At 44.6% G+C, this 19,273-nt stretch carries 16 protein-coding genes, 1 tRNA gene and 1 riboswitch; of the genes, 2 read left to right on the plus strand and 15 right to left on the minus strand.

Annotated elements, in window-relative coordinates:
- Positions 1 to 66 precede the first annotated feature (66 nt).
- The 5 genes from BW716_RS05475 to BW716_RS05495 form a co-directional block, all read right to left on the minus strand.
- The gene (locus tag BW716_RS05475; RefSeq protein WP_083721520.1) at positions 67 to 2,040 is read right to left on the minus strand and encodes a fumarate reductase/succinate dehydrogenase flavoprotein subunit; all 1,974 of its coding nucleotides are present in this window, start codon (positions 2,038 to 2,040) and stop codon (positions 67 to 69) included.
- A 15-nt stretch (positions 2,041 to 2,055) separates the two neighbouring features.
- A complete protein-coding gene (locus BW716_RS05480) occupies positions 2,056 to 2,739 on the minus strand; it encodes a succinate dehydrogenase cytochrome b subunit (protein ID WP_083721521.1) in 684 nt (227 codons plus the stop codon).
- A 210-nt stretch (positions 2,740 to 2,949) separates the two neighbouring features.
- Complete coding sequence (locus BW716_RS05485) at positions 2,950 to 3,513, minus strand: hypothetical protein (protein ID WP_083721522.1); 564 nt, start codon at positions 3,511 to 3,513, stop codon at positions 2,950 to 2,952.
- Between the two features lie 55 nt (positions 3,514 to 3,568).
- A complete protein-coding gene (murQ, locus tag BW716_RS05490) occupies positions 3,569 to 4,381 on the minus strand; it encodes an N-acetylmuramic acid 6-phosphate etherase (RefSeq protein WP_083721523.1) in 813 nt (270 codons plus the stop codon).
- A 16-nt stretch (positions 4,382 to 4,397) separates the two neighbouring features.
- The gene (locus BW716_RS05495; protein WP_083721524.1) at positions 4,398 to 5,243 is read right to left on the minus strand and encodes an N-acetylglucosamine kinase; all 846 of its coding nucleotides are present in this window, start codon (positions 5,241 to 5,243) and stop codon (positions 4,398 to 4,400) included.
- Positions 5,244 to 5,406: 163 nt separating this feature from the next.
- On the opposite strand from BW716_RS05495, the gene BW716_RS05500 reads away from it, so the two are divergent.
- Positions 5,407 to 7,017, plus strand: a complete 1,611-nt coding sequence (locus BW716_RS05500) for a S41 family peptidase (RefSeq protein ID WP_083721525.1) — start codon at positions 5,407 to 5,409, stop codon at positions 7,015 to 7,017.
- A gap of 166 nt (positions 7,018 to 7,183) precedes the next feature.
- Here the strand turns inward: BW716_RS05500 and BW716_RS05505 are convergent, their stop codons facing one another.
- The 5 genes from BW716_RS05505 to BW716_RS05525 form a co-directional block, all read right to left on the minus strand.
- Entirely contained in the window at positions 7,184 to 7,381 is a 198-nt protein-coding gene (locus BW716_RS05505; protein ID WP_083721526.1) for a hypothetical protein, read from the minus strand.
- A gap of 86 nt (positions 7,382 to 7,467) precedes the next feature.
- Positions 7,468 to 8,790, minus strand: coding sequence for a ribosome biogenesis GTPase Der (gene der / locus BW716_RS05510; RefSeq protein WP_083721527.1), 1,323 nt, complete (start codon positions 8,788 to 8,790; stop codon positions 7,468 to 7,470).
- A 65-nt stretch (positions 8,791 to 8,855) separates the two neighbouring features.
- Positions 8,856 to 9,722, minus strand: coding sequence for a GTPase Era (gene era, locus BW716_RS05515; RefSeq protein ID WP_083721528.1), 867 nt, complete (start codon positions 9,720 to 9,722; stop codon positions 8,856 to 8,858).
- Between the two features lie 61 nt (positions 9,723 to 9,783).
- Positions 9,784 to 9,855, minus strand: a tRNA-Met gene (locus BW716_RS05520).
- Positions 9,856 to 10,174: 319 nt separating this feature from the next.
- Complete coding sequence (locus tag BW716_RS05525) at positions 10,175 to 10,606, minus strand: single-stranded DNA-binding protein (RefSeq protein ID WP_083721529.1); 432 nt, start codon at positions 10,604 to 10,606, stop codon at positions 10,175 to 10,177.
- A gap of 177 nt (positions 10,607 to 10,783) precedes the next feature.
- A riboswitch (TPP riboswitch) is annotated at positions 10,784 to 10,876 on the plus strand.
- A gap of 92 nt (positions 10,877 to 10,968) precedes the next feature.
- Here BW716_RS05525 and BW716_RS05530 point away from each other — a divergent pair.
- On the plus strand, positions 10,969 to 13,347 hold the full coding sequence (locus BW716_RS05530; RefSeq protein WP_083721530.1) for a TonB-dependent receptor: 2,379 nt from the start codon (positions 10,969 to 10,971) through the stop codon (positions 13,345 to 13,347).
- A 452-nt stretch (positions 13,348 to 13,799) separates the two neighbouring features.
- Here BW716_RS05530 and argH read toward each other — a convergent pair whose 3' ends face one another.
- From argH to BW716_RS05555, 5 genes are all read right to left on the minus strand, one after another.
- Positions 13,800 to 15,131, minus strand: a complete 1,332-nt coding sequence (argH, locus tag BW716_RS05535; RefSeq protein ID WP_083721531.1) for an argininosuccinate lyase — start codon at positions 15,129 to 15,131, stop codon at positions 13,800 to 13,802.
- 6 nt (positions 15,132 to 15,137) lie between these two features.
- Positions 15,138 to 16,208 (minus strand): M20 family metallo-hydrolase, encoded by a 1,071-nt coding sequence (locus tag BW716_RS05540; protein WP_083721532.1) that lies wholly within the window; start codon positions 16,206 to 16,208, stop codon positions 15,138 to 15,140.
- 5 nt (positions 16,209 to 16,213) lie between these two features.
- Complete coding sequence (gene argB / locus BW716_RS05545) at positions 16,214 to 17,002, minus strand: acetylglutamate kinase (RefSeq protein WP_083721533.1); 789 nt, start codon at positions 17,000 to 17,002, stop codon at positions 16,214 to 16,216.
- Positions 17,003 to 17,048: 46 nt separating this feature from the next.
- Entirely contained in the window at positions 17,049 to 18,002 is a 954-nt protein-coding gene (locus BW716_RS05550; protein ID WP_083721534.1) for an N-acetylornithine carbamoyltransferase, read from the minus strand.
- A 140-nt stretch (positions 18,003 to 18,142) separates the two neighbouring features.
- Positions 18,143 to 19,267, minus strand: a complete 1,125-nt coding sequence (locus BW716_RS05555; protein WP_083721535.1) for an aspartate aminotransferase family protein — start codon at positions 19,265 to 19,267, stop codon at positions 18,143 to 18,145.
- Between the last annotated feature and the right edge of the window lie 6 nt (positions 19,268 to 19,273).

The raw sequence follows: 19,273 nt of genomic DNA on the forward strand, positions 1-19,273 counted from the left end.
TATAATGTTCCATATCTGGTTGGACTATTATTGTTGTAAATAATCTGGCCGTAGCCAGACAAGACCTTATTTATAGTTACGCTGAGTAGGTTTACAAACCTCAAATACCAGCTCCTCTTTATGGAGTTCGTATTGGTTAGGACCTTTGTATTCCCATGCAGAAACGTAGGAGAAGTTTTCGTCGTCACGTTTTGCTTCACCACCATCTTCCTGAGATTCTTCACGGAAGTGACCACCACAGGATTCTCTACGATTCAGCGCATCGCGGCACATCAGTTCACCCAGTTCCAGGAAGTCAGCCACACGGCCAGCTTTTTCCAGTTCAGGGTTGAACTCATTTTGCTCACCAGGGATACGAACGTCACTCCAGAATTCTTTCTGCAGCGCGATGATCTCTTCGATAGCTTCTGTCAGGCCCTTTTCGTTACGCGCCATACCGCATTTTTCCCACATGATCTTACCCAGTTTCTTGTGGAAGTAGTCTACGGATTTGGTACCCTTGATACCCATCAGTTGATTGAGGGTATCCTGTACATGCTTCTCAGCTTCGTCAAAAGCAGGATGCGTAGTAGGGATCGCTTTGGTTCTGATATCGTCTGCCAGGTAGTTACCCAGTGTATAAGGTATTACGAAGTAACCATCAGCCAGGCCCTGCATCAGTGCAGAAGCACCCAGACGGTTTGCACCGTGATCGGAGAAGTTAGCTTCACCCAGTGCATACAAACCTGTTACAGAAGTCATCAGTTCGTAGTCAACCCACAGACCACCCATGGTATAGTGTACTGCAGGGTAGATACGCATTGGCACCTCGTAAGGGTTCTCACCGGTGATCTTAGCGTACATATCGAACAGGTTACCATATTTCTCCTGCACAACTTCTTTACCCAGTTTGGTGATCAGGGCAGGAGCTGCATCGTGCATCTGTCTTTTGTTTGCTTCAATCTTACCATAACGCTCGATTGCAGAAGCGTAATCGAGATATACAGCTTGTTTGGAGCTACCTACACCATAACCGGCGTCACATCTTTCTTTGGCAGCGCGGCTAGCCACGTCACGAGGCACTAGGTTACCAAATGCAGGATATCTTCTTTCCAGGTAATAATCCCTTTCATCTTCAGGGATATCACCTGGCTTACGGTTGTCGTTTTGTTTTTTAGGCACCCAGATACGACCATCGTTACGCAGTGATTCAGACATCAGTGTCAGTTTGGACTGATGATCACCGGAAACAGGGATACAGGTCGGGTGGATCTGTGTGTAACAAGGGTTACCGAAGTAAGCACCTTTCTTAGTTGCCTTCCATGCAGCGGTTACGTTAGAACCCATTGCGTTGGTAGACAGGTAGAACACGTTGCCATAACCACCGGTACACAGTAATACCGCATGACCGAAGTGACGCTCCAGCTTACCGCTTACGAGGTCACGGGCAATGATACCACGTGCTTTGCCATCGATCGTTACGATTTCCAGCATTTCGTGACGGGTATACATGGTTACGTTACCCAAAGCCACCTGGCGCTGCAGTGCAGAGTAAGCGCCTAACAGCAGCTGCTGGCCGGTTTGACCTGCTGCGTAGAAAGTACGCTGTACCTGAGTACCACCGAATGAACGGTTGCTCAGCATACCACCATACTCACGTGCAAAGGGTACACCCTGTGCCACGCACTGGTCTATAATATTGCCACTCACCTCTGCCAGACGATGCACATTCGCTTCGCGGGCACGGTAGTCGCCACCTTTTACAGTATCGTAAAACAAACGGTAAACAGAGTCACCGTCGTTCTGGTAATTTTTTGCAGCATTGATACCACCCTGTGCAGCAATACTATGTGCACGGCGGGCGCTATCCTGAAAACAGAAAGCTTTTACTTTATATCCTAACTCGCCCAATGACGCAGCAGCTGATGCCCCTGCGAGACCGGTACCCACAATGATCACTTCCATGTTGCGCTTGTTAGCCGGGTTTACCAGCTTACAATGCCCCTTATATTCTTCCCATTTTTGTTCTAATGGTCCGGCAGGAATTTTTGAGTTCAACATATCTCCTTACTTTACTTAATGTTTAAAATAGATAATCACGGGAATAAGCGCGAAACCAATAGGAATCAGTACTCCAAATACCCATACACCTACAAAATTGATCAGGCCATTGTACTTTACATGGTTCAGACCAAAGGTCTGGAAAGCACTCTTAAAACCATGGATCAGGTGGAAAGACAAACCAACCATACCGATAACGTACAGGATCACCAGCCACAGCTGAGTGGTAAACGCTGTGTACACGGTGCTGTACAGGTCAGTCACTTCTTTACCTCCGAAATTTCCTTTAGGCAAATCACCGTAGTGCATAGCCCACCAGAAATCTTTCAGGTGAATGAGCAGGAATACCAGCAGAATACTTCCCATGATCGCCATCTGACGGCTGAACCAGGAAGAAGTCTGATTACCTGGGTTTACTGCATACTTAACCGGACGGGCTTTTCTGTTACTGAAAGTAAGTTGTAATGCAACCCAGAAGTGGATAATTACCGCGACTTTTAAACCCCATGCCACAAGCTGGATCAGTTCGTTGTGGGCCATGAAATCCGCGTAGGTGTTGAAGCCTTCCCCGTTGTCATTGAGCAGCAGCTGAAGATTACCTACAAGATGCACAATAACAAAACTACAAAGGAACAGGCCGGTAGCACCCACTAATAATTTTTTACCGATAGAGGTATTAAAAAACTGTGACCACTTCATAAGTAAAATTAGCTTCCTTAAAAGATGATATGATAATTATTCGAATATATCGCGCAAAGTTAAAGCGGGAAAAATAAAAACCAAATGATATTTCTCATATTTCGCGTGGATCAAAACCTCATTGGTGCTCATATCCAATGAGGTAGGGAAAAGAATTTTCTCACCCGACACAAGGTCACGTGGAATTTTTGAATTACCCTGATACGATGACTATTCCAACCTGCGCATCATCAGGTTATCGATCTCATTGAAAATATGATGGGGCTGATAAGGCCGCCATTTCTCAACATCCAGCAGATGTACATAGTTGTCCAGATGTGCTTTCTCGAACTCCTGCCGGGTCTGTACCGGCATATTCATCGCCACTATCCACCCACCGTCGTCTTTTATATCATCCCACCACTCTTCATAATAACAATCATCAGAGGAGTGAAAGTTCATTACATTCTCAGTAATTAATAGAAATTTTCTGATTCCTGTGGCAATCATCACATCTATAATGTCCCTTTTCAGGGTCATTATATCATTTTCAATGGCGTCATTCCACTCTCCCAATAGCTCTATTATGACGTAATTGAACTGATAATCAGCATATAGGACTTTCATATACAGGTTCCTGGAACCGAATTCATCCCACTGAGGGTGAACATAATAATTATATACTGTGTTCGAAAAGGTGAATTCACTGTACTCTCTTCCATAGAAAGGAGAGCTTTCATCCTCCTCGGCACTATATAAATGTCGCCAGTTGTAAAATGGTTCTATCTCGTGCATGGGCTATTTTCCTGAAATTAGTGTTTTCACAAATTTCAGGAAAAAACTGCAATTATTAACGGTAGTCCTCCATTGCTTTTTTCACACTGCCGGCTTTCAACAATAACGCCTTCGCCTGCTCATAATCACTGAGGTTCAACTGTCCCATCAGCATTCTCACCCCTCTATCCACCAGTTTATCATTCGTCAGCTGCATATTTACCATCTTATTATCCTCTACACGTCCCAGTTGTATCATCACCGCCGTCGAAATCATATTCAACACCAGCTTTTGCGCCGTTCCACTCTTCATACGGGTGCTCCCTGTCACAAATTCAGGCCCTACCACCACCTCGATCGGGTAATCTGCCGCTGCTGATAAGGGTGCACCAGCATTACAACAAATACTCCCTGTCACTATTCCCGCCTCCCGGCATTGATTCAATGCACCTATTACATAAGGGGTGGTGCCGCTCGCCGCAATCCCTACCACCACATCTTTTTCGGAAATATTATGTGCTAAAAGATCTTTCCATCCCTGCTGCGTATCATCCTCTGCAAACTCCACTGCCTTGCGTATGGCCGCATCTCCCCCTGCAATCAACCCGATCACCAACCCAAATGGCACTCCAAATGTAGGTGGGCACTCACTCGCATCTACAATACCCAGTCTGCCGCTGGTACCGGCGCCCATATAAAATAACCGGCCACCAGCCAGCATCTTATCGGCAATCACCGTCACCAGGTTCTCTATCTGAGGAAGCGCTTTTTCAACAGCCTGGGGTACAGTTTTATCCTCTTGGTTTATATTACTCAGGATCTCCTGCACACTCATCTTCTCCAGATGTCTATAGTGTGAAGGTTGTTCAGTGGTTCTCTGAAAAGACATTTTCGATTGATAGATTTTAAATTTGATGATACTCCAGCAACCCTTCCATAGGGCTCCGTAATATCCTTCCCAGCTGCAGCTCATACAGCTCGCACAACTCCTGCAGAATATCCCTGAAGTTCCAGGCTATGCTACCAGTGAAGTGCAGCGGATGTGTCCAGCTCTCGCTGTATTTATAGATGTGATTGAAAAAAAACTCGTTTAGCCCATCCTCGAGGATGTTCTCTATGATATAGTGCCCTCTGTTCTCTCCCAAAAAACGCGCAAAACCAGCCAGGTAACGGTTAGGCAATGGTTTACGGTATACATTTTCCAGGATTTCATCGTTCGTAGTATTATACATGTAGTCAAAGCGACTCTTCAGTTCCTCGTCAAATGAATTGTAGAGGTACATCTGCAACAACTTTTTGCCCAGTACGGCACCACTGCCTTCATCGCCCAGTACATAACCCAGTCCTGGATTATTCTTTACAATGGTTGTGCCATCATAAAAACCAGAATTGGAACCTGTACCCAAAATACTGGCTATACCGGGTTCTCTGCCACACAATGCCCTTGCAGCCCCCATCAGGTCATGTTTTACATCAACAGCAGCATGTGGCCATACAGATTGTAGGGCTGTTTGTACGATCTGTACACTCTTTGGCTGTAAACAGCCGGTTCCATAATAAAAGATTTCTGCAATCTCTACATCTGCTGGTAACTGTGGTAACAGCTCCTTTTCAAGGATTTCCCTGATCTGCTGAGCGCTTAAAAAATAAGGGCTGATGCCCTGTGTAGCAAAATGTCCTGTCTCATTGCCCCCCGTTAAACACCAATCCGCCTTGGTGGACCCACTATCTGCGATTAGCTTTATTTTCATGACACGCCCGTTAAGGTTTGAGGTTTAGGTGATGATTATATGTTATTATACTATTTTTGCCCCACAAGTTAAACAAAACAGGATTATATATACTACTGCTGTAAAAATTACCTAAAAATGGCCACAGCGCAGCGGACATTGCCGCAATCTTAATATCGAAGTTATGTCGAACAGGAAATTGAATGTTTTTTTACCATTACTTTTAGCCGTAGTACTGGCATTGGGAATGTATCTGGGCCATAAAATGCCGGGGTCTAACACCGGAGCGCAAACGCTCCTCTTTAGCCGGGTAGACAAGGGACCTTTACAGGAAGTCATGGACCTTCTCAAAGTGAAATATGTTGATACCCTGCAACTGGGCGATCTGCAACAGGAAGCTATCGAAGGCCTCCTCACCCACCTTGACCCCCACTCTATCTATATCCCCCCTTCCAGTGTGGAAGAGGTGAATGAAGATCTGGATGGCAACTTCCAGGGCATCGGTGTGGAATTCAACATTACCGGAGACACTGTTAATGTTATCTCCGTCATCGCCGGTGGTCCTTCAGAGACGGCTGGTGTACAGACCGGCGATAAGATCATCAAGGTAAATGACAGCCTGGTAGCGGGTAATAATATTACCAGCGACAAGATCCGTCAGTTACTGCGGGGCCCGAAAGGTTCCAAAGTAATGGTGACCATGATGCGTAACCATGAGCTGCGTCCTATCCAGATCACCAGGGGCATCATTCCACTGTATAGCGTGGATGCCAGTTATATGGCCACTCCTGAGATCGGGTATATTAAAATAAGTAAGTTCAGCGGCAATACTTTCGATGAATTCATGGCTGCACTGCGCAACCTGCAAAAGCAAAAGATGACGAAGCTGGTGATCGACCTGCGTCAGAATCCAGGTGGCTACCTCGATGCAGCTACCCGTATTGCAGACGAACTGCTGGATGATAATAAACTGATCCTTTATACAAAAGGTAAGAGCTATCCCCGTACAGATTATAAATGTGAGAAACCTGGTTTGTTTGAACATGGTGCACTCGCTATCCTGACGGACGAAGGTTCTGCAAGTGCCAGCGAAATACTGGCAGGTGCTGTACAGGATTGGGATCGCGGTACCATCATCGGCCGTCGTACATTTGGTAAAGGCCTGGTACAGGAACAGTTCGATCTGAGCAACGGTGGTGCACTGCGTCTTACTGTAGCCCGCTACTACACCCCTTCTGGCAGAAGCATTCAGAAGTCGTACGCCAATGGTCGCGAGGCATATGATGAAGATATCCTGAACCGTTTCAATCATGGTGAATTTGTAAACCAGGATAGCATCAAAGTACTGGATACCGTAAAATACAAGACGGCAAATGGAAGAGTGGTATATGGCGGTGGTGGTATTACACCGGACCTCTTCATGCCATTTGATACCAGCCGTTTCTCACCAGTGATTTCAAGTATGTATTCCCGTAGTGCCTTCAGTAATTTTGTATATCAATATTACATTGGTCACAAAGATGAGTTCAAACAATATAAAGATGCATCACAGTTTGTAAACCAGTACCAGGTACCGGCCAGCATAATGAGTGCATTCAAGAGTTATGCAGAACGTGATAGTATAAAAGGTTTGAGTGGATTGAAACCGCATGATGAAATTGAAATACAAAACAGGTTGAAAGCAATATTAGCGAGACAGATTTGGAGTTATGAAGGATATTGGGAGTCGCTGAATCAGAATGATGGCATGATGAAGAAAGCAATAGAAGTGCTGAATAAAGAGAAAAACGATTAATTATCGATTTTAAAGCCGGCCGCAGGCCATCTTTTTCCGCCGTTGATAACTGATGCTTACGACATCAGTTATCAACGGCGGATTTTTTTTAATACAACATGAATATCCTAAAAACAAAAAAGCCTTCCTGCATGCAGGAAGGCAAATTTCTTGTAAAACGTTAGTCTTACTTAGCAACTGAATCTGCAGCTGGAGCAGCAACTGAATCAACAGCTGGAGTAGCAACTGAATCTGCAGCTGGAGCTGTAGCAACTGAATCAACAGCTGGAGCTGTAGCAGTAGAATCTGTAGCAGGAGTAGAACCACCGTTACAAGCTACGAAGAACATACCAGCAGCAGCTGCTAAAAAGAATAATTTTTTCATGCTTTGATAATTTTAAGATGGGCAAAGGTATATAGTTATTTTTAATTATAAAACACTTTTGCCCTAATTTTATTAAAAAACGGTCGTTATTTCTTCCGGAAGAACAATTTAAGCGGTACCCCCTGGAAATCAAAGTTTGTACGCAATTGATTTTCAAGGTAGTTACGATACGGCAGTTTCACATCCTCCGGCAGGTTGCAGAAAAATGCAAATGCAGGCGTATACGTAGGTAACTGGGTCACATATTTAATTTTAATAGGTACACCCCTTACTACAGGTGGATGGAATGCCTCAATCGCCTTCAGCATCACATCGTTCAGCTTGGAAGTCTGTACTTTACGCTGACGGTTTTCGTACACACGCAGTGCCTCTTCGATTGCTTTGAATATACGTTGCTTCTCTGCCACTGAAGTAAAGATGATAGGCACATCGTTGAATGGCGCCAGTCTTTCTTTCAGCTGCTTTTCGTAATCACGGGCAGTATTTGTCTTTTTATCATCAATCAGATCCCACTTATTCACCAGGATCACAATCGCTTTCCCCTTACGGGCAGCCAGGCTAAAGATGTTCAGATCCTGCGCAGTGATACCCATTACCGCATCCAGTAGTAACAGACATACATCCGCTTCATCCATTGCTTTGATCGCACGGATCACTGAATAGAATTCCAGGTCTTCATGTACCTTCGACTTACGGCGTAAACCCGCTGTATCGATCAGTACAAAATCTTTCTGGAACATTTTGTAATGCGTGTGAATCGTATCTCTGGTTGTACCCGGAATATCGGAAACGATATTACGCTCTTCACCAATCAATGCATTCAGCAGGGAAGACTTACCTACATTCGGCTGACCGATGATGGCAATCTTTGGGATTTCCTTTGCTTCTGCATCTTCATCTCTCACCTCTTCTTCAGGCATCAGTTCTACTACTGCATCGAGTAACTCACCGCTACCACTACCGCTCATAGAAGACATAAAGAATACCTTTTCGAAGCCCAGACTGTAAAACTCAGCAGCTTCCAACATACGATTGTTGTTATCTACTTTGTTCACCACCAGGAGAACAGGTTTGGAAGAGCGGCGCAATAGTTCCGCCATATTATCATCAAGATCGGTAATTCCTGTAGCAGCATCACACATGAAAAGGAGCACGTTTGCTTCTTCCATGGCAATCACTACCTGCTTGCGGATCTCACGTTCAAATACATCATCACTACCGTGTACAAAACCACCGGTATCAATTACGTTAAAAGATCTGCCATTCCAGTCTGCCACTCCATACTGTCTATCTCTCGTTACGCCAGAGACGTCATCCACAATGGCTTTGCGCTGTTCCAGCAAACGGTTGAACAGGGTAGACTTACCCACATTAGGACGACCGACAATTGCTACTGTAAATCCAGCCATAATATTTTAAAAATTACTAAACTTAAAACCTATATGTTCTGTTAGAGAGCCGTCTCTATTCAGAATTAATAACCGTATTCTTTCAGATAAAGATCATTGTCTCTCCACTTACCTCTCACTTTCACAAACAATTCAAGGAACACTTTCTGACCAATAAACTTTTCAATGTCTTCACGCGCCATGGTACCCAGTCTGCGGATGCCTGTTCCTTTATCGCCCAGGATAATTCCTTTCTGTGTATCTCTCGTCACAATAATCTCCGCAGAGATTTTCGTCAATGTTGTTTTTTCCTGGTACTGTGTCACCACTACTGCTGTGTGATAAGGGATCTCTTCTTCATACAGATGAAAGATCTTTTCCCTGATTATTTCAGCTACGAAAAAGCGGGTAGATTTATCTGTTAATGTATCTTCAGGATAGAAAGGATCACTTTCCGGAAGCATGCTGACAATCTGTTTCAGCAGCGCATCCACACCTTTTTTCTGTAAGGCAGAAATGGTGATGACAGTTGCTTTGCCCCAGTCTTCACATTGCTTCACGATCTCTTCCAGCTTTTCCTTTTCCATCACGTCCATCTTGTTGATCACAAGCAGACATTTTGCTTTCAGTTTCAGCGAATCGAAGAGTTCGAGGTTTTCAGCCACATTGTCTTTCACATCCATCATCAGCAAAGCGACGTCTGCATCTTCAAGTGCTGACTTCACTGCGCCCATCATCTTTTCGTGTAACCGGTAACGCGGATCTATAATACCCGGGGTATCGGAGAATACAATCTGGTATTCATCAGTAGTCACAATACCAGTTATACGATGTCTGGTAGTTTGAACCTTCGGGGATACAATAGCGAGCTTTTCGCCAATGAGAGCGTTCATGAGGGTGCTTTTCCCTGCATTCGCCTTTCCGAAGATATTTACAAACCCTGCTTTATGCATGTAATTTTTTTCCTAAACTTCCTGAAATAAAAAAATCCCGACCTAGCCGGGACTTCGTTTGTAGCGAGGAGGGGATTCGAACCTCTGACCTTCGGGTTATGAGCCCGACGAGCTACCTCTGCTCTACCTCGCAATGAGAGTGCAAAGATAGACAAAGATTAATCCCTGCCAAATATTTTTTAAAAGAAATCCTGCTATCATTTTAACCCGGCCATAGACTCAAGCTATAAGATATACTACTGTCAAGGCTTTCAAGGCAGTACTTTTGAACAAAAAATAATTGAATATTTCTTTTTCTTCATTTACATGAATCAAAAAACTCACTTCTGCCAACGGCAAAAGTGAGTTTTTAAGATTCAGGAAATTGACAATATCAATGAACTGCCGACATCACACCAGGGATAAAGAACAGACCTATAGACGAAAACTATCCCTTTTAAAAAGGAAATTCATTAAAATGGCAAATCATTTCTTACACCTTCATCATCATCTTCTTCTTCATTCTCCCTTTCTAATTCTTCCTCACTTCGCTCCTCCTCTACCCCTGCACTTCCAGTTCCCAATACCCCCCTCGCTCCCGGCAGCAACGCCAGTTCCGCTACTCTCATGTTCACACCTGCCAGCACCTCGCCCTGCTTACCCGCATACCCTTTGAACACAGGCCTGCCTTCCACATACACCAGCGTTCCCTTCTTTAAATACGGTCCCAGATTATCCCGCCCCCAGACAGAACAATTAATCCATGTAGTACGCTCCTGTACTACTCCCATTAAATCTTTAAACTGTTCATTTTGTGCTACACTGAATGACAGCACTGATTTCCCGTTGATGACTTTTTTCAAAGCATCATGCCCCAGATGGCCAATGACCGAAAGTCTGATCATGCAATTACAAATTGATGGTTAACATTAAAAAAAATAAAACGTGTGAAAACTTTCCAGGGGGGATAATATATATGCAATTCTAATTTAACAATTTTCTTCCATTTAAAAAATTTTTCTCTATACCTTTGTTTCGGAATCCGGTATGTACTATCGTACATTTTTTCAAAACCACCAGCCGGCTTCACCTCGGGGTGCCTTACTATCAGGCTGAGATCAGACCCGTTGAACCTGATCAGGTAATGCTGATTAGGAAAGGTAAGTGAACCAATTCTTCCTTACCCACATATGGCAAGCTGCACGCACATGCGTAGCAGATAACTTAATGCTACCCTCATACCGTAGCTTTTTAAACTGTTGAGTCCATGAGACAATTCTTACTGCTATGGCTGGTTTTCAGCGCAGTCTCGGTACATGCACAAACCGTGCTAACCGGTATAATCACTGACAAAAAAACCGGCCACCCCCTTGAAGGCGTGTCTGTCAGCATCCTTTCTGCCGATAATACCGGCGCCCATTCCAATGCCAATGGGGTTTACCGCATTTTACTCCCTTCACAGGGCACCTTTACTATCAAAGCAACTTACCTGGGCTTTCAGCCCCTCACCACTGCTGTGCATACAAACGGAACTAGTACCAATGCCGATCTGCAACTGGAAGAAACCGGCCTCTTCGTACAGCCTGTTGAAATCACCAGCCTCCGCGTAGGCCAGCATGCGCCATTTACTCAATCTACTATCACCGCCGAAGAGATCAAAAAGCAAAACCTGGGACAAGATCTCCCCATCCTGCTCAATCAAATGCCAGGTGTAGTGACCAACTCCGATGCAGGTACTGGCATTGGTTACACCAGCATGCGCGTAAGAGGTACGGACATCACCCGTATCAATGTTACGAACAACGGTATCCCTGTCAATGATGCGGAATCACAGGGCACTTATTTTGTAGATATTCCAGACCTCGCTTCCAGCGTAAGCAGTATTCAGCTGCAACGGGGGGTAGGGACCTCTACCAACGGTGCCGGGGCTTTCGGCGCCTCTCTCAATATCAGCACCAACGATTACCGGGAAAAAGCTTATGGCGAAATCTACAACAGCTTTGGCTCTTTCAATTCATGGAAGAACACAGTCAAAGCAGGTACCGGGCTCATTAACGGCCACTTCACCGTAGATGCCCGCCTGTCAAGAGTCACCTCCGATGGTTATATTGATCGTGCCAGCTCCAATCTCAAAGCTTTTTATACTTCTGCCGCATATATTTCCAAAAACACCGCCATCCGCCTCAACATTTCCTCTGGCACTGAAAAAACTTACCAGGCATGGAACGGCGTACCACAGGATTCCCTGGCTACCCACCGTACCTATAACTCTGCCGGACAAAAATCGGATGGCTCTTATTATAATAACGAAACAGACAATTACCAGATGGACAACTACCAGTTGTTCCTCAACCAGGCCCTCAGCGATAAACTGAACTTCACCGTTGCGGCTCACTATACCAAAGGCAAAGGGTATTACGAGCAGTACAAAGAAGCACAGGCTTACAGTGCTTATGGCCTTACCAACCCTGTTATCAATGATGCGGAAGTGACCAGCACAGACCTCATCCGCCAGCTATGGCTGGACAATGATTTCTATGGTAGCATCTTCTCTGTCAATTACCAGGGCACTAAATTCAGCTGGAGTGTAGGTGGTGGCTGGAACCGTTACGAAGGCAATCACAACGGACAAATTATCTGGGCACAATACGCCATCGACAAGAATTATAAATACTATAACCTGGATGCGATGAAGCGGGATGCAAACATCTACTGGAAAGGTGAATACAAAGTAACCAAAGCCCTCCGTGTATTTGCAGATCTGCAATACCGCGATGTGAAATACAACATTGATGGTTTTGAAGATAATCCTACACTCATTCAGCATAACAAATACAACTTCTTCAATCCAAAAGCAGGTATCACCTATTCTCTCAATGAGCAACAGGATGTATATGCTTCCTTCGCTATTGGAAATAAAGAACCTAACCGCGATGACTTTGAAGCAGCCAAACTACAAACACCCAAAGCTGAAAGTCTGCGTGATGTAGAAGCCGGTTACACCCTGCATACACACGACCTGGCATTGCAGGCGAACGTGTACTACATGAACTACAAAAATCAACTGGTACAAACCGGTAAACTGAATGAAGTAGGTGCTTATACCCGCACTAACATACCTAAGAGCTACCGCGCCGGTATTGAATTACAGGGTACACAGCGACTGGGCAGATATTTCAGCATTGGTTTGAATGCCGCACTCAGTCAGAATAAAGTGAAAAACTTTGTGAGCTATATCGATAACTACGATACAGGTGGTCAGGATACTGTAGTATCCAGCAGCAGTAATATTGCTTTCTCTCCTGCTTTTGTAGGTGGTTATACATTGACTGCAAAACCAATAAAGAACCTTGAAATAGCCTTGATAGGTAAGTATGTAAGCCGTCAGTACCTGGATAACACCGGCGGAAAAGAACGCAGCCTGGATGGTTATTATACGAATGATCTGCGTATCAATTATATCGTACCACAAAAGCTCTTTAAAGAACTGGGAGTACAGTTCATGCTGAATAATATCTGGAACGCTATGTATAGTCCTAATGGTTATACTTATATGTACAGAGAAGGCGGACAGTTATACTCTTCCAACGGGTATTACCCAATGGCCGGAACGAATTTCTTTGCCGGGGTCAATATCGGATTCTAATTTATAAGGGGCACATATTGAAAGAAGTTGTTTCAAAAATAAAGAAACCTCTTCAGCATTACTAAAATGGTTACCTATCTCCATTTGGTACCAGAATTAAGGGAGGCTGTATCTTATAATACGGCCTCTTATTTTTTTTCGTCGGGAGCCCTAAATGTTAATCTGTATGTCAATTAAGGAACTGATTAAAACAAGATGGACTGTCGAAAGTGACAGGATCACGATTTACCCGTACGGATGGTACGAAGAAGATTGATAGACTGGTAGAAGAGATAAAAAGTATTATGAGATAAAAACATGCATGAAAGCGGAAATTCTCCAACGGGGAATGAAAACCATTTTCAAAGAAAACATTCATGAAAAATGGAATTCACCAACGAAGATGAAACCCATTTTCAAAGAAAAAGGGAGTGGAATAATTCCACCCCCTTTAATAAAATAGGTTAGTAAGTCTACTTAGTCAATGCCGCAATCGCTGCATCTACTTTGACAAAGTTAAAACCTTTCAACACATCTTCCATCATTTTATTTATTTCCGCAGTTCCCGGGTTCCCAATACTTCCCTCATGGGTATGTTGCACTGCTTTTTCAGGTGCAAAATTCCCCTTCTCTATATCCAACCCTACCTGCTTGTAAGCTTCTCTGAAAGGCACACCTTCCAGCACCAGCTTATTCACCACTTCCACACTAAACAGGTACTGATACTTTGCATCATCCAGAATATTCTCCTTAATGCGAATATTAGACAACATCAATCCTGTCATCTGAATGCAATCTTTCAGCACCCCAAATGCAGGAAATAAATTTTCCTTCAGCAACTGCAGATCACGGTGATAACCAAGAGGTAAATTGGTGATCATCATCGCAATCTCATTTGGCAACGCCTGCAATTTATTGCAATGAGAACGGATCAGTTCCCACACATCCGGATTCTTTTTATGCGGCATGATACTACTACCAGTCGTCAGCTCATCAGGGAAGGTGATAAAGCCAAAATTCTGGTTCATAAACAACGTCGCATCCATCGCCATCTTTGCCAGCGAAGCCGCAATCCCTGCCAGTGCAAAAGATACGATCTTCTCTGTCTTACCACGCCCCATCTGTGCATACACCACATTGTAATTCAGGTCGTCAAAACCTAACAACTGTGTGGTGAGTGTACGGTTCAGCGGAAAAGAAGAACCATATCCTGCAGCAGAACCCAGTGGGTTTTTGTTCACCACTTTGTAAGCGCCCTGCAGCATCGTCAGGTCATCCACCAGACTTTCTGCATACGCACCAAACCAGAGACCAAATGAAGATGGCATGGCAATCTGCAGGTGTGTATACCCCGGCATCAGGCGATCTTTATATTCTTCACTCTTTTGCTGCAACAGGTCGAACAGGCCCTTTACCTCCTTCACTAATATTTGCAACTCCGAACGCAGGAATAATTTCAGGTCTACTAAAACCTGGTCATTCCTGGATCGTCCGCTATGGATCTTTTTACCAACCTCACCCAAACGGCGGGTCAGCAGCAGCTCTACCTGGGAGTGGATATCTTCTACCCCATCTTCCAGTACAAAGTTGCCTTCCTGTATCTCTTTGTAGATCTGTTTTAATTCTTTTTGCAGCACAGCCAATTCGTCTGCTGTAAGCAGGCCAATCGTCTGCAGCATCGTCGTATGTGCCAGTGACCCAAGCACATCGAAAGGCGCGAGAAAAGCATCCATTTCACGATCTTTACCTACCGTGAATTTATCTACTTCAGCAAGGGCTGCTTTGTCTTTTTGCCAGATTTTCATTTCAAATTAGTTTTTAATAATCTCTTCCAACAATGATATATAACTGTCTATTCCCTGTCTCACTTCATCCACAAAAATGAACTCATCAGCGGTATGTGATCTGGCAGAATCGCCAGGTCCCATCTTGATAGAAGTAGATGGAATTAATGCCTGATCAGAAGTGGTAGGTGAACCATAACAGGTCTTTCCTAACCGCACGCCTGCCTGGACAAACGGATGGTCCAGCGGAATACCGGAAGGACGCATACGGATAGAACGCGGCTTTATTTCACACTTCACATTTTCCTGTATGATCTCCAGAATTTCTTCCAGGGAATACTGTTCTGTTACACGCACATCCACCACAAAAGATACATCTGCAGGCACCACATTGTGTGCTTTGTTCGATGTATTGATCACGGTAACACTCATCTTCACAGGACCCAGTGTTTCAGATACTTTTGGATATTGATAGGTACGGAACCATTCAATATCCGGCAGTGCCTTATAAAGGGCATTTTCGCCCTCATTTCTCGCCGCATGACCCGCTTTCCCATACACTGTGCAATCCAGTACCATCAAGCCTTTTTCGGCGATGGCCAGTTGGGTTTGTGTAGGTTCCCCTACGATCGCGAATTCAATAGCTGGCAACTGATCGAGGATGCTCTCGATACCGTTGTGACCACTGATCTCTTCTTCGGCAGTAGCGGTGAGAATAATATTATATTTTAAATCCTGCCGATCGTAGAAATGCAGGAAGGTAGCGATCAGGCTGACCAGGCAACCACCTGCATCATTACTACCCAATCCATACAGTTTGCCATCCTCAATATCAGGCGAGAATGGATTACGTGTATATTGCGGGTTTGGCTTTACAGTATCGTGATGGGAATTGAATACGATCACTGGTTTAGCAGGATCGAAGTATTTATTTTGCGCCCAGATGTTATTCAGATGCTGGTTGAAAGGAATGTTCCTCGCTGATAGAAATTCGCCGATCAGTTTAGCAGTATCCTGCTCTTCCCTGCTCAGGGAAGGAGTTGCGATCAGTGATTTTAACAGTTCAACAGCGTCTGCATACAGTTGTTGGTTCCACATAGGTGTTAGCGTATTAAGGTGCCGGCTACTGTGTCAGAGGTATTGCTCAGCACATCGTCTGCATGGCCGATCAGCACTTCATTTACCCCACTCTCAATCGCAGCAAATGCGTTGTTCAGCTTAGGAAGAATACCGTCTGTCAGCACGCCGTCTGCCAGTAGCTCATTATAGATTTGACGGTCGATCAGGTTAATGACGGCATTATCGTCCTGTGCGTCGTGTAGTACTCCTTTCTTTTCGAAACAGTAAATCAGTCTTACGTTATATATTTTCGACATCGCAATCGCCAGCGCACTGGCGATGGTATCTGCATTTGTATTCAGGATCTGCCCTTTGCCATCGTGGGTCAGGGAGGCGAATACCGGTGTCAGGTCAGCTTCCAGCAATGCTTTCAGCGGTGCTGACTGTACCTGGTCGTTATTGATGTCTCCTACAAATCCGTAGTCGATCTCTTTTACGGGTCTTTTTACAGCTGGGATAATGTTTGCGTCTGCACCTGTCATACCGATGGCGTTGCAACCGTTAGCCTGTAATTTTGCTACCAGTTGTTTGTTCACCAAACCACCATATACCATGGTCACTACGTCAATAGTATCCGCATCTGTAATACGGCGGCCATCTACATATTTTGATTCGATACCCAGTTTATCACCTATTCTTGTCGCTATCTTTCCACCACCGTGTATCAGTATTTTCTTACCCTGAATATTAGAAAACTTTTGTAAAAAAGCATCCAGCAAAGCAGGGTTGTCGATGACGTTACCGCCGACTTTAATGACAAAAAGATCGATCATATTTTACTTAAAAATTGGGAGGCATCCCTTGCGGGATGCCTTCATATTATTTATTCTTCAAAATCTCACTTAACACAGCCTGCGCAGCCCATACACGGTTGCCGGCTTCTGGTATGACGATCGAATTCGGACCATCCAGTACCTCATCTGCGATCACCACATTTCGTCTTACTGGCAGACAGTGCATGATCTTCGCATTGTTCGTACCTATCAGTTTCGCGTTGTCCACCATCCAGCTGGGATCTGTGCAGGTGATCTTACCATAGTCTTTGTAAGAAGACCAGTTCTTCACATACACAAAGTCAGCACCTTCCAGTGCCTTATCCTGGTTGTATTCGATCCGCGCATTACCACTGAATTTTGGATCCAGTTCGTACCCTTCAGGATGTGTGATCACGAAATCAACTTCACCCCATGCATTCATCCATTGTGCAAATGAATTGGGTACTGCCTGTGGCAATGCTTTTACATGCGGCGCCCATGTCAGTACTACCTTTGGTTTACGTGGCTGCTGCCAGCGCTCTGCAATGGTAATAACGTCGGTGAGGCTCTGCAGCGGGTGCAGGGTCGCACTTTCCAGGCTCACTACAGGTACACCTGCATATTTGATAAACTGGTTAATGTACTTCTCAGTGTAATCCGCTTCCTTGTCTTTCAGACCGGGAAAAGTACGGATCGCCATGATGTCAAAGTATTGCCCCATCACTGCTGCCGCTTCTTTCACGTGCTCTGAGGTGCTGCCATTCATAATCGCACCATCATTCATTTCCAGTTGCCAGCCTTCCTTATCGATGTTGAATACAACCGCTTCCATCCCAAGGTTCTTTGCCGCCACCTGCGTACTCAATCGTGTTCGCAGACTTGGGTTTAAGAATATCATACCCAGGGTCTTGTTCTCACCCAGTTTCTTATCTTTAAAAGGCTGTTTTTTGTAGTCCAGAGCGATATCCACTAACCGTGGGACACTTGGCACATCATCTACTGAAATAAATTGTTTCATTTTTTCTGTATGGCGCTGTAATGATGATAGTATAAAAGTTAGTGAGTGACTTAAGTTTTTGATTTTTAAAGCCTGCCACTGGCATCTGTAATCCTCAGCCGCTATTCTTTATAAAATACAAAATAAGTCAATAACAAAAGTTAGTTCAGTTCTTTGCTGAAAGCAGTCAGGAACTCGTTGGCATGTTCCATGGTCAGTGCCAGTGAAGGCAGCAACCTGATCACATTTGGCTTCGCCTCGCCGGTAAAGATCTTATGCTTAAATAACAGTTCTTTTCTCACATGGTTCAGTGACTCCGGCAGTTCGATACCGATCATGAGACCTCTACCCCTTACCTCGGTTACCTGTGGAAATTTTTGCAGTTCGCTGATCAGGTAGTTACCTACTTTCTCTGCATTCGCAATCAGGTTTTCACTCTCCATTGTTTCCAGTACGGCCAGTGCTGCTGCACAAGCCAGGTGGTTACCACCAAATGTAGTCCCCAGCATACCGTAAGCTGGTTTGATATGAGGAGCGATGATGATACCACCGATTGGGAAACCATTACCCATACCCTTTGCCATGGTGTAAATATCTGCATTCACACCTGCATGGTCGTGGGAGTAGAATTTACCGCTTCTGCCATAACCACACTGTACGCTGTCTGCGATGAATACTGCATTATACTGATCACACAGACTTCTGATCTTTTGCAGGAAAGAAGTGCTGGCTACTTTAATACCACCTACACCCTGTATACCTTCGATGATCACAGAGGAGATTTCGTTGGCTTTGAAAGCCGCTTCCAGTGCTGCTTCATCTTCCCATGGCAGGAAAATTACGTTGTCAGTCTGGTTCACAGGCGCTACGATCTTGGGATTGTCTGTCACCGCAACAGCCAGGCTGGTTCTACCGTGGAAGCTGTTTTTGAAAGCAATTACTTTCTTTTTACCATTGTAGAAAGAGGCCAGTTTCAGTGCATTCTCATTTGCTTCTGCGCCAGAGTTCACGAGGAACAGCTGGTAGTCAGGCTTACCGCTCAGTTGGCCCAGTTTTTCAGCCAGTTGCTGCTGAATAGGGATCTTTACAGAGTTGGAATAGAAACCAACTTTGTTCAGTTGTTCGGTGAGCCGCTTTACATAATGAGGATGTGTATGACCGATAGAGATCACTGCGTGACCGCCATACATGTCAAGGTACTGGTTGCCCTGATCGTCCCAAACGTTGGAACCTAAGGCTTTCTCAATAGTAATATTATTGATGGGATATACGTCGAATAAATTCATTGTTAA

Source organism: [Flexibacter] sp. ATCC 35208 (assembly GCF_001975825.1).
GTDB lineage: Bacteria > Bacteroidota > Bacteroidia > Chitinophagales > Chitinophagaceae > Chitinophaga.

What these genes read in the sequence shown, in the direction of transcription:
- argB (WP_083721533.1), bottom strand. Translation starts at nt 17,002, where the DNA reads ATGATCGATCTTTTTGTCATTAAAGTCGGCGGTAACGTCATCGACAAC.
- BW716_RS05550 (WP_083721534.1), bottom strand. Translation starts at nt 18,002, where the DNA reads ATGAAACAATTTATTTCAGTAGATGATGTGCCAAGTGTCCCACGGTTA.
- BW716_RS05525 (WP_083721529.1), bottom strand. Translation starts at nt 10,606, where the DNA reads ATGATCAGACTTTCGGTCATTGGCCATCTGGGGCATGATGCTTTGAAA.
- era (WP_083721528.1), bottom strand. Translation starts at nt 9,722, where the DNA reads ATGCATAAAGCAGGGTTTGTAAATATCTTCGGAAAGGCGAATGCAGGG.
- BW716_RS05475 (WP_083721520.1), bottom strand. Translation starts at nt 2,040, where the DNA reads ATGTTGAACTCAAAAATTCCTGCCGGACCATTAGAACAAAAATGGGAA.
- argH (WP_083721531.1), bottom strand. Translation starts at nt 15,131, where the DNA reads ATGAAAATCTGGCAAAAAGACAAAGCAGCCCTTGCTGAAGTAGATAAA.
- BW716_RS05485 (WP_083721522.1), bottom strand. Translation starts at nt 3,513, where the DNA reads ATGCACGAGATAGAACCATTTTACAACTGGCGACATTTATATAGTGCC.
- BW716_RS05500 (WP_083721525.1), top strand. Translation starts at nt 5,407, where the DNA reads ATGTCGAACAGGAAATTGAATGTTTTTTTACCATTACTTTTAGCCGTA.
- BW716_RS05555 (WP_083721535.1), bottom strand. Translation starts at nt 19,267, where the DNA reads ATGAATTTATTCGACGTATATCCCATCAATAATATTACTATTGAGAAA.
- BW716_RS05540 (WP_083721532.1), bottom strand. Translation starts at nt 16,208, where the DNA reads ATGTGGAACCAACAACTGTATGCAGACGCTGTTGAACTGTTAAAATCA.
- BW716_RS05530 (WP_083721530.1), top strand. Translation starts at nt 10,969, where the DNA reads ATGAGACAATTCTTACTGCTATGGCTGGTTTTCAGCGCAGTCTCGGTA.
- der (WP_083721527.1), bottom strand. Translation starts at nt 8,790, where the DNA reads ATGGCTGGATTTACAGTAGCAATTGTCGGTCGTCCTAATGTGGGTAAG.
- BW716_RS05480 (WP_083721521.1), bottom strand. Translation starts at nt 2,739, where the DNA reads ATGAAGTGGTCACAGTTTTTTAATACCTCTATCGGTAAAAAATTATTA.
- BW716_RS05495 (WP_083721524.1), bottom strand. Translation starts at nt 5,243, where the DNA reads ATGAAAATAAAGCTAATCGCAGATAGTGGGTCCACCAAGGCGGATTGG.
- murQ (WP_083721523.1), bottom strand. Translation starts at nt 4,381, where the DNA reads ATGTCTTTTCAGAGAACCACTGAACAACCTTCACACTATAGACATCTG.
- BW716_RS05505 (WP_083721526.1), bottom strand. Translation starts at nt 7,381, where the DNA reads ATGAAAAAATTATTCTTTTTAGCAGCTGCTGCTGGTATGTTCTTCGTA.